The sequence below is a fragment of the Chryseobacterium sp. JAH genome (genome assembly GCF_001507335.1).
Taxonomy (GTDB): Bacteria; Bacteroidota; Bacteroidia; order Flavobacteriales; family Weeksellaceae; genus Chryseobacterium.
Map to the genome: position 1 here is coordinate 463,673 of NZ_LMAH01000003.1, position 14,588 is coordinate 478,260.

10 protein-coding genes are annotated in these 14,588 nt (G+C 35.0%); 6 read left to right on the top strand and 4 right to left on the bottom strand.

Going from position 1 to position 14,588, the window contains the following annotated elements:
* Window positions 1–99 precede the first annotated feature (99 nt).
* On the bottom strand, window positions 100–705 hold the full coding sequence (locus AR685_RS09335; RefSeq protein ID WP_059124381.1) for a recombinase family protein: 606 nt from the start codon (window positions 703–705) through the stop codon (window positions 100–102).
* Between the two features lie 350 nt (window positions 706–1,055).
* On the opposite strand from AR685_RS09335, the gene AR685_RS09340 reads away from it, so the two are divergent.
* The 4 genes from AR685_RS09340 to AR685_RS09355 are packed head-to-tail and all read left to right on the top strand — an operon-like array spanning window position 1,056 to window position 10,023.
* A complete protein-coding gene (locus tag AR685_RS09340) occupies window positions 1,056–2,597 on the top strand; it encodes a T9SS type A sorting domain-containing protein (RefSeq protein ID WP_228376420.1) in 1,542 nt (513 codons plus the stop codon).
* Window positions 2,594–6,130: a DUF5977 domain-containing protein gene (locus AR685_RS09345; protein WP_131777609.1), complete on the top strand. Its 3,537-nt coding sequence runs from the start codon at window positions 2,594–2,596 to the stop codon at window positions 6,128–6,130. The genes AR685_RS09340 and AR685_RS09345 overlap by 4 nt, the downstream gene beginning before the upstream one ends.
* Window positions 6,131–9,670 (top strand): DUF6443 domain-containing protein, encoded by a 3,540-nt coding sequence (locus AR685_RS09350; protein ID WP_059124384.1) that lies wholly within the window; start codon window positions 6,131–6,133, stop codon window positions 9,668–9,670.
* Window positions 9,670–10,023 carry a hypothetical protein gene (locus tag AR685_RS09355; RefSeq protein WP_059124385.1) on the top strand — a complete coding sequence of 118 codons (354 nt, stop codon included), beginning with the start codon at window positions 9,670–9,672 and terminating at the stop codon, window positions 10,021–10,023. Before AR685_RS09350 ends, AR685_RS09355 begins: the two co-directional genes overlap by 1 nt.
* 260 nt (window positions 10,024–10,283) lie before the next feature.
* On the opposite strand, the gene AR685_RS09360 is transcribed toward AR685_RS09355, so the two are convergent.
* A complete protein-coding gene (locus tag AR685_RS09360) occupies window positions 10,284–10,526 on the bottom strand; it encodes a helix-turn-helix domain-containing protein (RefSeq protein WP_059124386.1) in 243 nt (80 codons plus the stop codon).
* 370 nt (window positions 10,527–10,896) lie between these two features.
* Here AR685_RS09360 and AR685_RS09365 point away from each other — a divergent pair, with 370 nt between their 5' ends.
* Together AR685_RS09365 and AR685_RS09370 are read left to right on the top strand one after the other, a co-directional pair.
* Window positions 10,897–11,712 (top strand): RNA polymerase sigma factor, encoded by an 816-nt coding sequence (locus tag AR685_RS09365; RefSeq protein WP_059124387.1) that lies wholly within the window; start codon window positions 10,897–10,899, stop codon window positions 11,710–11,712.
* A gap of 1 nt (window position 11,713) precedes the next feature.
* Complete coding sequence (locus AR685_RS09370) at window positions 11,714–12,808, top strand: hypothetical protein (protein WP_059124388.1); 1,095 nt, start codon at window positions 11,714–11,716, stop codon at window positions 12,806–12,808.
* Between the two features lie 245 nt (window positions 12,809–13,053).
* Here AR685_RS09370 and AR685_RS09375 read toward each other — a convergent pair whose 3' ends face one another.
* Both AR685_RS09375 and AR685_RS09380 read right to left on the bottom strand, forming a co-directional pair.
* Complete coding sequence (locus AR685_RS09375; protein WP_059124389.1) at window positions 13,054–13,647, bottom strand: hypothetical protein; 594 nt, start codon at window positions 13,645–13,647, stop codon at window positions 13,054–13,056.
* A 2-nt stretch (window positions 13,648–13,649) separates the two neighbouring features.
* On the bottom strand, window positions 13,650–14,588 hold the full coding sequence (locus AR685_RS09380; protein ID WP_059124390.1) for a relaxase/mobilization nuclease domain-containing protein: 939 nt from the start codon (window positions 14,586–14,588) through the stop codon (window positions 13,650–13,652).

Genomic DNA, 14,588 nt, shown 5'->3' on the forward strand with positions numbered 1-14,588 from the left:
AATCTGTTAACAATTGTGGGTTACCATAAATTAAAAAATAAATTACAAATTCCATTTCTTGTGTTAACTGAAGGTAATTTCTTTTTGAATAAGATGATTCTATTTCTTAATTCCCATATTCTTTATTTCTTCATCCGTATGATTATCAAGAATCTTGGCATATCGGTAAAATGTAGCCCTTGTCAGTCCAAATGGCTTATAAATATCTTCTGGACGTCTTGTTATATCCTTATATATATTACGTAGCAGTAAAAGTTTAGAAATTGTTTCTTTAGTATAACCTTTAGGCCTTCCTCCCAATCTACCTCTTGCTCTTGCAGATTGTAAACCTGCATTTGTTCTTTCTCTTATTAATTCTCTTTCATATTCAGCTAAGGAAGCCATGAGATTTAAAAATAGACGACCATTAATAGTTGAAGTATCAACACCATCTACAAGTCCTTTTATTATAATTCCTTTGTCACTTAAACTTAAAACAAGATCAATAATATTTTTTAAGCTTCTCCCTAACCGATCTAATCTCCAAACATAAAGTTCATCACCTTCTCTGAACTGTTCAATCATTTTATCAAGTTCGGGGCGATTCTTTGTTGCACCCGAAATTTTCTCCTGATAAATTTTCTCACAACCGGCTTTTTCTAAAGCTTCAATTTGCAAATCCAAATTTTGATCTTTGGTTGAAACACGGGCATATCCTATTTTTATATTTTGTTACATTAAACTCATACTTCGTAAATTTATGAAACTTTGTTTAATGATATGAGATTTTGAGAAAGTTTATTGAAAAAATAAGATTTCAAAACTTAAATTTTTTAAAATCTCAAAATACAACCTTTTTTGTAAGAAATTATTAGCGAATCCACTATTTATTTTTTACGTATAAAATTTTCTATAAACCAATTTTAACACGTCAAGTGTTGTCGCATGTTGCAATTAGCTTTGCATAATGAGATGACAACACTCATATTAAATCTTTTAATGTGAATATAAAGTATGTTAAAAATTGTTAAATTTGTGAAATTAAAATTAATAACCAAATCATGAGACAAATCTTCATGAGTGCACTACTTATGTGCACTTCGGGCACATTTTCGGCCCAAGAGGTGGTATGGCAGAAAGACATCAAATCCTCTACTCAGGATTTTCTTTCTCAGGTTACCACCACAATCGATCAGCAGTATTTGATCACGGGAAGCTCAATACAAACAAAAAAGCTTACTACAGAAAACAAACAGAATAACGGGTACGATTTTCATTTAGTGAAACTGAATCAGCAGGGTGAGGAAGTCTGGGAAAAATATTTTTCAGGTCAGAACCATGACTTTTTATCGGCAACAGTGGCTACCCAGGAAGGTGGGTTTTTGTTGGCGGGAACAACCTATTCCGGAAAAGGTTTAGATAAAAAAGACGATTCCAAAGGAGGGTCAGATATCTGGCTGATCAGGCTCAATGAATTCGGAGATGAATTATGGCAGAAAACACTGGGAACTGCTCAGGATGAGGAAGCGAAGTCCGTGATCCAGACTACAGACTTAGGATTTTTTGTGGCCGGTAATATCCAGAATGCAACTAAGGGTTATGGTTCTAAAGATATTATAATTTCAAAACTTGATAAAAACGGAAAAGAAGTTTCACAATTGATTGTAGGCGGAAAAGGTTTGGATGAAGTGGAGAAAATGATTCCTACAATTGATGGTGGTGCATTGCTAGGGATCTACTCACGAAGCAATATGGGCGGCTCCAAGAAGACGGAAAACTTCGGTGATGGTGACTACTGGATCATTAAGCTGAATAAAGAAGGAAAAGTGGAATGGGAAAAGAACTACGGAGGTAACGGTGATGATCACATAAGAACATTGGCGGTGACTTCAAACGGCTATATTGTTGGCGGAGAATCAAGATCTGAGAAATCGGGTAATAAAACTACAGGACTTGATGAGGGCAGTGATATCTGGCTGATTTCTTTGAATGAAAGAGGAGAAGAAATTTGGCAGAAATCTTACAATTTCAAGAACCGGGATATTCTGATGGGAATGAACGTGGTAAGCGGAAAGCCATCAACTGACAACCGACAACCATCAACCAAAGGCTATTTAATCGGAGGATATACTCAGGCGGAAGGAAGAATTGAAGCAGATGATGAAACTTTCTGGATGCTGTATCTGAATCAGGATGGAAATGAGCAGTGGAGAAAGCATGTGAAAGGAGAATCGAGAAAAAAAGAGGAAAGGTTATCTGATATCAAATTAAACAGGGACGGATCGATCATTCTGGCAGGAACGAGTGCCGAGGAATTGGGTAAAGAGAACTGGAAAATTGTGAAGCTTGGAGATAAGCAGTTGGATCAGTTGATCGAGAAACGGGACATCAAGATCTATCCGAATCCGGTGTCTGATTACTGTTATGTAGAAATCGGAATGGAATTTAAAGAAGCAGACATCACAATTTATGACATGGGCGGAAGGCAACTGCAAAGCCTGAAAACCAAAAACAAAGTAACCAAAATCAATACACAGAATCTGATTCAGGGGGCGTATCTGGTGACTGTGAAAACTGATACTAATAAAACTGCGAATGCTAAAATTATAAAAAGATGACATTAACAAGAATTATAAAAACTGTATTAATATTATTTTCAATAATAATAACACAGATGGTCTCTTCTCAAGATAGACCGATGGAGGATTACACAATAGCAAAGAGAGTAAATGTTTCTAATAATTATAACACAGGGCAACCTAACATCAACATTCCTTTATATAAAGTTGAATCTGGTAGTTTAACTGTTTCATCCTTATTAAAGTACACCAATAATTTACTGCTTGGAGAACCCTCTATGGTTGGAACTAATTGGGATATTAATTTATTTGGGAAAATTATTATGAAAGAGTCCCAGACCTATTTAAATGGTATTGCAGGTCTGCAAAATAATGGTTTTTATACTAAAAATTCAAACACATGTTTTGTTAAAGAGAATAATACTACTATCACAAAAAAACAGATGCTGACTAATCCCACTGCTCTTATTGATTATTATTATCCAAACGAATTTTACTTTGAATTTTTAGGTTATCATGGGACTTTTTTATCAGATAATGTAGGTAATATTTTAGTACAATCAGAAAGTGGAGAGTTTAAAGTTACTTTTAACGGACAAAAATGTTATAATATATATGCACCAATAAATAATGCACTTCCAGAAATTATTATGGAAGATACAAACGGTAATAAATTTTATTTTGGGGGAGATTATAATTCGGTTGACATTAATTACGTTTCAAATAAGTATCAATATGAAAATATGAATAATAATGGTGGTGGGACATCATATACTGCATATAGAAATATTAATTATGTAAATGGTTTTTACCTAAAAAGGGTTGAATTAAATAATGGAAGAACAATCGATGCTTTTTACAGAAATGGTAATAGAGCTATTTTAGATCCCTTTACTAATGGAGGATATTATTTTGGTAACAATTATTCTTTTGTATTCCCATCCAAAACGGCATTAGCAGATAATAATTTATTTCTCGGAAAGGATATAATAAATAATAAAAATTTCAATAGCAATTGGAGTACGTCTACTAGTTTCGGTTTTAGTACTAACAAGACTGACACCTATTATAAAATTGCACTTTTAGATTCATTGAAAATTTCAGACTTTGGAACCGTTAATTTTCTATATCAGGATATTAATAATTCACTGACAAAACCTTTTCTTAAAAAAATCCAAGTCAAGGCTAGTAATAGGTTAATTGATAATATTGATTTAAATTATAAGATAAAGGATGGACGAGTTTTTTTAGAAAATACGAAAGTTAATCAGAAGAATTACTTTTTTGATTATTATAATTATACGAGTGGACAAAATAAAATTACTAGTCAGGGAGGTTTGATACGTACAGTAACACATCCGACCTCTGGTTTTGATTTTTTTGTATATGAGCAAAATACTGCTTCAAAAATCCATGGATTTAATGGTAACAATGATTATTTCTTAAATGACATTCAAAATACTGCAATTCCTGGTCAAAGGTTGAAAGAAATCACTACATCTGATACAAATGGTTCTAACTCTATTAAAAAAAAGTATTCATATAAATATGAAAGCGGATTATCTTCAGGCATTACATCTGCAAAACGAATATCCTCTAGTGGAGATGCTTCAGATCCTCTAGCACTATTTTCAAGTGATGGTGATGGTGGCTACTATGAATCTCTTTACAATGCTGATGTTAGCTATAGTAAAGTAACAGAAGAGATAACAAATAAAGAAAAGAGCGAATTTTTCTTTACAGATTTAGTTTCTAACCCAGATTCATTAGATGTAAATACATATGCTTCTTATAGTCCTGCCAGTTATCTAGGTGTTTACAAACAATATATTACTAAAAGTATTGAAAGAGGTAAACTTTATAAAACCAATAAATATGATTTTAATAACAACTTGGTTTTTCAGGAAAATATTAGCTATAAAAACTTTTTAAATAATGCATATCTTAAAAAAGAAATTAGTAATAATTGTTTAGATTGTAAGATAACAGATTACAAATATTACATTAGAGCTAGTAAAAATACAAATCCGCTGAATCCACAACAATATGCTGGGTTTTATTCTGTTCAACCAGTACTTCCATATCTTCCTGCTAAAATAACAACAAAAGAACTCGCTTCCGGCTCAACTTTTTTAGAAAGTATAAAAAAGATTGAATACAACGATAATTATTTATATTGGCATCAGAATCCTATTAAAATAACATCCAATAATATTGGAAGAACAAATGTCAAAAATATTTTCTACCCAGGGGACTTACTAAAAGCATCAAACTGTTACAGTCCAAATTGTAATCTAATAAATATTGACAATCCGGGTAAAAAGCTTCTTACCTACAAGCAAATGATTGATAATAATATTATCTTGCCCGTTTTAGTAATTGATAAGAATCATTCCAATAAATATTCTCTTACTGAAAGTATCTATAATAAATTAGGAAATACTAACAAATATAGAATTGCATCACAAAGAGTTAATAATTTAAGTTCTTTTTTTAGCGAATCTAATTTTGAAAATGCCGAAGTTTTTGAAATCGAAAAATTTGATTTATATGATAGTAAAGGAAATTTGATCCAATTGACACAAAATTCTGGCATACCTATTACTACTATCTGGGGTTATCATCAAACCAAACCTATAGCTAAAATTGTAGGTGCATCTTACTCACAGCTTATGCAGTTTTTCAATCTAAATCCTAATGATTCTGAATCTTATCTACAATTAGAGATCGTGAAAAAATCTAATTTAGATATTAATGATTTAACTGAGAATGCATTAATATCTGAACTTAATATTTTTCAAAGAAAATCAGAGTTGAAAGATTTTCAAATTACATCGTATGTTTACGATCCATTAATAGGGATGAAAACTATTATTCCCCCATACGGAATTGATGAAAAATATAGATATGATTCTCAAAACAGATTAGAAAGAATCTTAGATAACAATGGAAAAATAGTACAAGAATATAAATATAATTACGTTCCTTTATCTACTCCTCCTACTACATTTTATAATGCAGTAGCAAACAGTCGCCCACTTAAGAAAAACTGTAGTCCAGGTTATGATAGCGAAACATATATTTACACTGTTCCCGCAGAAGTTTATTCATCCACTATAAGTCAAATGGATGCTGACCAAAAAGCAATAGATGATGTAAATTCTAATGGTCAATATCAAGCAAATCAAAATTTAGTATGCAAGGCTTCTGAATGTTCATTTACTCCCATTGGAGGATTATCATTATCATCCTTTCAACCGGTGATTTATAATGAAGGTGTTTATGTACATTTTAATGTGCGTATTCAAAGTCAGGGTTTAAATCCTTCATCTTTTAGTTCGGGACGTTCACTTGGAATTATAGGTGGAAACTGCCATCCCATTAATACGGCCACAACATTTACATTTAACGAGCCTCCAGGGGGAGCGTTTGGAGATACTCCAGCCAATCGGACATGGGAGATAAGGGTTGATACATTTGGAAATGTATCTGCAAAATTATTGTCTGGATCAATAGTTAGTTCTTATTACAATTATCTAAACTTCTCGTTCCATTTTTTAAATTTACACTAAATGATAAAAAGAATAGTAACACTACTCAATATTACACTTTTTGTATTTACTACTGCACAGGTAACGAATATAGAAAACTATGTACAGACAAGAGTGTATCTCGAACCAGTAGCAACCACAAGTTCTACAGCAAAACAAATAGAAACCGTACAGTATTTTGACGGTTTAGGAAGACCCAAGCAGGTTGTCAATGTAAAAGCCTCTCCGTTAGGAAGGGATGTTGTGACTCACATTGAGTATGATGGCTTTGGCAGACAGGTAAAAGATTATCTGCCTGTTCCGCAAACCTTCACCGCCAACGGCAGTATTTTTACAGCACCGTTGGATTATGCTTCCAATCCTTCGATTTACGGAACTGAAAAAATCTATTCGGAGAAGATATTAGAAAATTCACCTTTAGACAGGATTCAGCAGCAGATACATGTTGGTACGGCGTGGAGTAACAAGCCTGTCAAGTTTGAATATGATGCAAATAGCGTTGCAGATGCTGTTAAAAAATATACCACAACTACTACATGGGTAAGTGAAGCTACAAATTCTGCTCTCAGCCAGACTGCCAATTACGGAGCCAATCAATTGTATAAAAATACCGTTACCGACGAAGACGGAAACAAAACCATCGAATTTAAAAACGGAGAAGGTCAGACCTTATTGGTAAGAAAAGTATTGACTGCTACAGAAAATGCCGATACCTATTATGTTTACAATGAATACAATCAATTATCCTATGTGATCCCGCCTTTAGCTTCAGCTCCTACAATAGTCCCTGCAACTGTTGAAAATCTTTATTACCAGTATAGATATGACGGCAGAAACAGATTGGTAGAAAAGAAGCTTCCGGGAAAAGGCTGGGAATATATGGTGTATGATAAAGCAGATCGGCTGATAGCCACACAAGATGCTAATTTAAGACAAAGCTCGAAATGGTTCGTTACCAAATATGACAAGTTTGGAAGAGTAATTTATACCGGATTAATGCCTCTTCCCAATCAAACCCGGGAAGGCTTACAGGTCATAACCAATCAATATGTGATCATTGAATCCAGAAACAGTACAGGTTTTACCAGAAATGGGATGCAGATTTATTATACCAATGGTCTGTACAGCCAGATAGAAACTATATTGACGGTCAACTACTATGACACTTATCCTCCAAATACTCCATCATTTAATCCTACAGTCACTAATTTACCTTTGTTGACAGATAATGCAAGTTTAAATATCAGTACCAAAAGTTTACCCGTTGCTTCCTATGTAAAAAACATCGAAGATGACAACTGGACCAAAAACTACAGCTGGTATGATGAAAGAGGCCGACCGATTGGCTCCCACTCTATCAATCACCTCGGAGGCTACACCAAAACGGAATCAGAGATTGATTTTTCGGGAATGGCAAAGATGGTTGTTACAAAACATAAAAGACTGGATAGTGATACAGAAAGAGTGATTACGGAAAATTTCACTTATGATCACCAGAATAGATTATTAACCCATACCCATAAGGTTGATAATAATCCCATGGAATATCTTACGCAGAACAAGTATAATGAACTGTCTCAGCTGAAAACTAAAAAAGTAGGCGGAACAAATTCAGCAACACCTCTTCAGGTTGTAGATTATGCATACAACATCAGGGGATGGATGACCAAAATCAACGATCCAGCGAATCTTGGGATTAGCGACTTGTTTGGTTATAAAATAAAATACAACGAGAGAGAAGGTTTGGAAACCCCCGATGCCTTAGACACCACATTAAAAGTACTTCCTAAATTCAATGGAAATATCGCTGAAGTTGACTGGAGAACTGCCACAAATCCAAATGACAATCTAAGACGGTATGGATATGTTTATGATGCATTAAACAGACTAAAGGCAGGATTCTATCAAAATGAAGTAAATCCTGCAGCTAAGGAATATTTTGAAAAAATAACATATGATCTGAACGGAAATATTACCAACCTGAAAAGATCGGAAGGTATATTACCAGGAAGTACTACAGCCATGAATGTTGACGATCTTAATTATGTTTACACAGGTAACAGATTAAATAGTGTGACAGATCTTTCAGGTCAGTACAGCGGTTATCCTGATACTTCAGGAATCACGATACCGTATGATCTTAACGGAAATATGACTGCTCACCAAGATAAAGGTATTCTAGAGATCGATTACAACTTCTTGAATCTGCCGAATTATTTTAAATTCAATGACTTTATCGACAGGAAGGGACTAAGAAGCTATGTCAATACATCATATAAATACCGGGCAGACGGAACGAAGATAAAAAAAGTACATACGCGCAGAGACTGGATCATTCCAAATACCTTAGCAAGCGTGATAACAGAATATTTGGACGGTTTTCAGTATGATACAACTTTTGATTCTTCATTACAATTTGTACCCACCTCTGAAGGTTATTATGATTTTGTAAAAAATAAGTATATTTACAATTATACAGATCATTTAGGAAATGTAAGATTAAGCTACCTCCATAATGGAAGCAGCATAGAGGTTCTTGAAGAAAACAATTATTATCCTTTTGGATTGAAGCATGAAGGATACAATGGTACTTTAACAACAAATCCTTCTTATCAATATAAGTACAACGGAAAGGAGCTTCAAGAGACCGGAATGTATGATTACGGTGCGAGAATGTATATGCCCGATATTGGAAGATGGGGCGTGGTAGATCCGCTGGCGGAACAGATGCGTAGGTATTCACCATATAATTATGCTTTCAACAATCCTATACGTTTTATTGATCCGGATGGAAGGCAAGGAACGGATTGGTATGAAAATAATTTGACAAAAAATATTGAATGGCATGATGGTAATGCGGAAAGAGCTGGGCAAACTAACCTTACTCAAAAAGCGAATGGTGTTTCTATTTCCATAAGTGGAGGGGGCAATAATAATATTTTAAACAGTGACGGAAGTATTACTAAAAACGGAGAAACCATAACAAATGGTTATTCTACAATTACTTCTCTTGGAAGAACAATAACTTCTCGAAATCCTTTTGAATCAATAGTAAATGCTTCTGGTAATGCTAGTTTAATAAATTGGGACAGTGATACTGTAAGAGGATTTACTGGAGATTTTGTTAATGTTGGTGGTGGATTTTCTGGGATTTCTGGAGCTGGAGGAGGAACAAGTTTTGAAGCAAATTGGGTATTACACGGACCTGAAGCTAGTTTTTTACCTGCTATCACAACAACTCCCTCAGTTGGTGCAGGCTATAATTTGGATCTGACTGTTAATGTCGGAAATGCCAATTACACAGGAAATGCATCTGATATTACGAGAAGTATGTTGGTTACTAATACTGGGAATGGTGATGTTCCTACAGGATGGGTTGCTGGTTCATTAACTGCTGGAGGAGAAATTGGAGTAACAGGAACGGCGACAAAAGTAAATGGAGGCTTTATATTTGGTACACAGTTAAATGGTGGTGTAGGGCTTCCATTAGGACCTGTTCCGGTTAACGCTTCTGCTGGAGTATCAAATACTTATTTAATTAAAGATTTTTATAAAAAATAATGAACAAGAAAGTTTTTTTTTTCATACCAATATTTATAATAGTAATGTTATATTTTTATTATGCCAGTAATTCAATGGACAACCGAGATCAACATAATTATAAGTATTTTATTAAGAGTGATTTAAGAGGTACAGTTATAGAAGCAAGAGAATATGCTAGAGGAGTAAAATTGCAGTTAGAAAATAAAACAGTTGTTTTTTATCCGACGACCAGTAATTTGAATGACAATAATATTTTCCTTTTTACAGTACAAAATGGTGATAGTATTATTAAAAAGCCATTTCAAGATACTCTAATTTTAAAAAAGAAGAATGGAACCTTTTTTAAATACACTTTTTTTAAATTTAAATGAAATATTCTCTGCAAGTGTTGGAGGAAGTGTTTTCGTTGCTTACAATACTTCTAAAGAGAAACTTGATCCCCCGCTAGGCGAGCGTCTCGCTCGTACCTTTGAGTAAAAAAACCCTCGCAAAATGCGAGGGTTTTTTGTTTTATAAAACTACCGTTATCTGGCTCTAATAAAATTTCTTCAATAAAACAAAATCCCAACAGAAGTTGGGATTTTATTCATTTATCAGTTTAAAAAAGTGTCAAGAATAATTTTCTATACTATTATGCGTCAAAATCAAAAAAGTCTTTTAGAGAAATCCCAATGAGATTAGAAAATTTTGCTATTGTATAAATAGTCAATCCTCTTTTATTGTTTTTACTTTCCCAACGATTTAATATTTGCCTATCGATTTCAAATTTTTTAGCAAATTCAGATTGTGACAAACCAGTATTGGCTCTAAGAAATTTGATTCTATCAGCAATTTTATTTTTTAGTATTATATCTTCTTCGTTGAGTGCAGCCATATCGCAATTTTGCAAAAAACCACAACTTTATTGTAATCCACTTGGATTACAATAAAGAATCTTTTATATTTGCAAGTAATACAAGCAATTATTCCAATAAAATTAAAATATTGAAGCTATTGCTTAGATTCTCGACTGGAAAACTAGCACTTTTCAAAAAGCAACGAGTTGATAAGTATTGTGCCCACGACTTCGGTGTGGGCTCACTTATCGTTGCCCGGTATGCTAGTGCCTCCAGTCGGTAAGTTGAGTTCCACGCCTTTTCTTTTGGGCAAAATGAAGTGAGATAGTGTTTTAAATGGTGCAGAGAATTCATACGAAAATCTAAGCAGTTCCTTCCGCAATAATTTTGCTAAAAAAAACACTGATTATGAAAAGAAATGCCGCTCTCCAACGGAAGCTAACCGATCTTCAGCTCTACCAACTGCTGAAAAAAGGTGACCCAAACTCCCTTAAACATATTCATTTACGCTACAAAAGACTTCTTTTCTGGCTCGGGAAACAAATGCTTGAGGATGATTTTGTCGTGGACACTCTTGTGCAGGATGTCTTTCTCAAACTATGGCTAAACCGCAACGCCATTGAAACCCCGAATCATATTCTTGGTTTTTTACGGTTTGTTCTGAAAAGAGACTGTTTATCGTATTTCACTGCTCCGAAAAACAAATTTACCCGCTTAATGGCTTCCCTTGAAAGTTTTGAGAATTATCAGGATTATCTTGGAGGGTACGATCCCCTTCATGATCAGGAGCATCTCCTCAGTCAGGAATCCAATCAGAAAGATTTTGATGAAGTTCAAAAGATTCTAAACGTACTGGATCCCAAAAGAAAACACCTGATCGAACTTTGCCTGAAATATGGCTTCCAGTACAAACCGATTGCAGAAGCCATGGGAAGCAGTGTGACAGCCATCAGCAATGAAGTGAGCAGAGCCATAGCTGATCTTCGGAAAATTCTTAAAGTAAATTCTTTTGATCATTCACAGCAAAAAGCTGTCGATAAAGAAGAGCAGTCAGAACAGCTCAGCAGTCAACAACTCGAGATTATGAAAATAAGGGTTGAACAGAAATCTTCTTTTGCCATTATTGCGAAGGAACTCAAATTACCTGAGAAAGAGGTGCACCGTGAATTTCTGTATGCCTATCACTATCTACAAAATCAAAACACCTCTGAAATCACTCTTTGAAATGGAAAAACCTACGATGACCCTGACCCGAAAAATTCAGTTGCTGGTCGATGTACCTGCGAATGAAAAAAACGGGATGTGGGAAAAACTCTACCGCTATCAGAACCGTTGCTTCAGGGCGGCTAATTTCATCGTTTCCCATCTGTATGTTCAGGAAATGATCAAGGATTTCTTTTACCTCACCGAAGAAATCCAATACAAACTAGCTGACGTAAACAAAGATGAAATGGGAATATTCACCCGTTCGAAAACAAACACGACGGCACGCCTGGTCTTCGACCGTTTCAAAGGAGAGATCCCCACCGATATTCTGGGAAGTCTGAACAATACGATTCAATCCACCTTTTCTAAAAACAAAGCCGACTATTGGCAGGGAACAAAATCACTAAGGAACTTTAAAAAAGACATTCCCATTCCGCTTCCCGTTAAATGCATCAGCAAAATGAGATATGATTCTGAAAAGAAAGCGTTTTGCTTCAACATGTTCGCGATTCCGGTTAAAACGTATTTGGGTAAAGACTTTTCTGATAAGCGGCTGATCATGGAACGCCTTTTAAAAGAAGAGATCAAACTTTGCACCTCGCAGATCCAGCTGAAAGACGGGAAAATCTTCTGGCTTGCCGTATTTGAATTTGAAAAAGAAGAACACCTTTTAAAACCTGAAATCATCGCAGAAGCTTCCCTGTCTCTGGAACATCCCATCGTAGCAAAAGCCAACCATGTGCTAATCACTATCGGTTCTAAAGAAGAATTTTTATACCGCAGGCTTGCAATTCAGGCAAGTCAGAAAAGGATTCAGGCGGGCATCGCCTATGCACGTTCAGGAAACGGAGTCAAACGGAAACAAAAGGCACTTTTTAAAACAGAAAATATGGAAAGTCGTTATGTCAGTCATCGGCTTCACTTGTACAGCCGGAAACTTATCGATTTCTGCATCCAACAGCAAGCGGGAACTCTTATTCTTAAAAATCAGGAAGATAAAATAGGCATTGCCAAAGAACAGGAATTTGTGCTTCGCAACTGGAGTTATTATGAACTGCAGACCAAAATAAAATACAAAGCAGAAAAAGCAGGTATCGAATTAATTATCGGATAGCTTAAAAAAAACGAGGGTGCTTGTACACCCGTAGGGTGAGGTCTTGAACACTCACTAAATACTTAAGTGTATATACAACGGCGTGGGCTCTTTTTTTTAACTTAAAAGATGAATGCCAAGATCAAATAAATTACTAATGCTGAAAAGAAGAAAAGAAATAAATGGATAACCATTTTTCAGAATTCCGTTGGATGAAAGATGATGGATTGGTAAGAGTTATCATTTCAATACTATAATACTCTTATCTATCTGCTTTCATAACCATCTTTAAACCTTAAAAACTTTTCTGCATCTTTTGGATTCTTTTTCATCCACCTGTTCATTAGTTCAGTATTATAGTAAAGCTGATTATAGTCAACCACTCGATAAAGGGATTGACCGTTATTTTTAATTTCGTCCAGAATATCCTGCCTGATTTCAGTTTTACTGCGAAGGCTCTCGGTGTACCACTGCTTTGCAAAAAAAACATTTCCAATTGTTGTTAAAACCGAAAGTAGCAGAGCTCCAATTATTCCGTAAGTAGCAGTCTTGAAGAGTGGTGATTTTTTTTCCACCTGCTCCAGCTGCCCGACTGCTTTTTCTGAAAGGTGCGCCTCGATAGTCTTGGGGATTGCCAGTAGAAAGTCTTGTCTTTTTTGTTCTTCTACTTCCAGCATTCTAGATGATTTGTCAAGAGTGGCATTCAGATTAATCAAAGATTGCTCTATTTTCTGATCCATGTGTATAATATCTTCACGAGAATTCATGAGCATAATATAATGTTCAATAGTGGCTTCATTGGTTTCAATTACCTTCTTGAGTAGTGCTACGCCATCAGGCTGCTTGTTTTCGTTATCCATTTTTATCTAAATTTTCGTTTTTTCTTTTTTAGCAAATCATCATCTTGTGCTGCAGTGAAAGTTGGCTTCAGTAATGCCTTTGCCATATTTTCAAGCTGATTGCTAACCGAGGATGAATTTTTCTGTTCGTTTAAATACGTATTTATATTAACATTTTCACTTACACCAACTTGAATATTCTTTGAACCGAAATCCCCTGCTCTTTCTTGATTTTCCTGTAATTTTTGCTTGATGTCTGTAACCCTTAACGTACTGGTGATTTCAGAGAGCTTATAACCCGGCTTATAATCGCGCTCGGTCTGATGATTGATGTCTTCAAATCTTACGATTCGCATCCCAGAGATTCCTACTTTTTCATTTTGATAGAGTGTTATACGGTAACCTGACTTTTTCATAAAATCAATAAGCTCGGCAAAGTTTCTGGAAATTTTAAGAGAAGCCATCAACGCTTCAAGCATTATTTTTTTCTTTTCCTTGCCAATCTCAATATCTGTCTTCAGATTCAATTCCTTACAAACTTCACGAACTGCCTTGCCGAAGTTCTCACCGATTTTGTGAGCTTTTATTGTATTAACACCATGAATGTCAACCCTATTTACAATGAAGTGAATGTGCTTTTGCTTCGTTGATGCATGAATATCCAAAATCATCTGGTTGTTATCGGTAACCCCGATCTTTTTTAAAGCTTTCAGTGCGAGCTGTGCGAGTTCGTCGTTGGACAGTTTATCTCCAATGGATTTTTCAGGAGATATATATCCGGTGAGTGCCCATTTTTTAACATTTTTGTTTCTGTCGGCAACGGTTTTCATTTCTTTAAATTGGTGTTCCGGATCTTCGCTTAACAGGTTATTTTGATAAATCCTCAAAGCAGTTCCTTGATCATTTCCATTATATTCGACGGCAATCTTCGAGATGTTTCTGGTCGTTGCGCTGTTATTCAT